This is a genomic window from Amycolatopsis echigonensis (assembly GCF_014174495.1).
GTDB classification, from domain to species: Bacteria; Actinomycetota; Actinomycetes; order Mycobacteriales; family Pseudonocardiaceae; genus Amycolatopsis; species Amycolatopsis echigonensis.
Genome location: NZ_JACJHR010000259.1, coordinates 1 through 719 on the forward strand (window position 1 = coordinate 1; position 719 = coordinate 719).

Annotated in this window: 1 protein-coding gene; it reads right to left on the reverse strand. The window is 68.4% G+C overall.

Annotated elements, in window-relative coordinates; translation table 11 throughout:
• Positions 1-649: MlaD family protein (locus tag H5411_RS46655; protein WP_246370575.1), on the reverse strand; the 649-nt coding region annotated here is incomplete at its 3' end.
• Between the last annotated feature and the right edge of the window lie 70 nt (positions 650-719).

The window sequence follows — 719 nt, forward strand, 5'->3', positions numbered from 1 at the left end:
GAGTGCGGCGAGGAGGCTGGCTGCGTTCCCGCTGAGCTTCTTCAGGTCCTCGCTCTGCGCGGACAGCGCGGCCAGCGCGCCGTGTCCCTTCACGGCCGAGGTCACCGAGACCGCTCAAGGCGCGGGAGATGCTGTCCTGGCTGTCCTTGGTGGATGCCCCGAGCGAGCGGATGGTGCTCGCCAGCGCCTGCCTGGTCGAAGGATCGATGCTGGCCAGCACGTCGTTCAGGCCGACTGCGGGCTTGCCCGCGTTCTCCGGCAGGACCGTTCCGCTGTCCAGCACCGGACCGTCGCCGTCGGTCAGTTGGAGGAAGGTCTCCTCCACGAGCGTCTTGTTCCGGACCTGGACGGTTACGCCCGCGTGCAGCGGGTACTGCTGATCGAGTTCCATGGTGACGTGCGCGCGGTCGCCCTCGTTCTTGATCTCGGCCACCTTGCCGACGGCGACGCCGCTGATCATCACGTCGGAGTCGGGCACGAGGTTCGCCACGCGCGGGAAGGTCGCCGTGAGCGTGTAGCGGGAGCTGCTGAAGGGGAGTTTGCCGCCGGAGTTCACCCAGAGGTAGCCGAAGAACACGGCGCAGGCGGTGGCGAACACGACGAGCACGATCAGCCGGATCACCGGCATCGCGGAATGGGAGATCCTCATGGCAGCCACCTAGTGGGGGGTCTGGCCGGACGTGGCGCCACCGGGGGTCCCCAGGCTGCTCGGCGTGAGC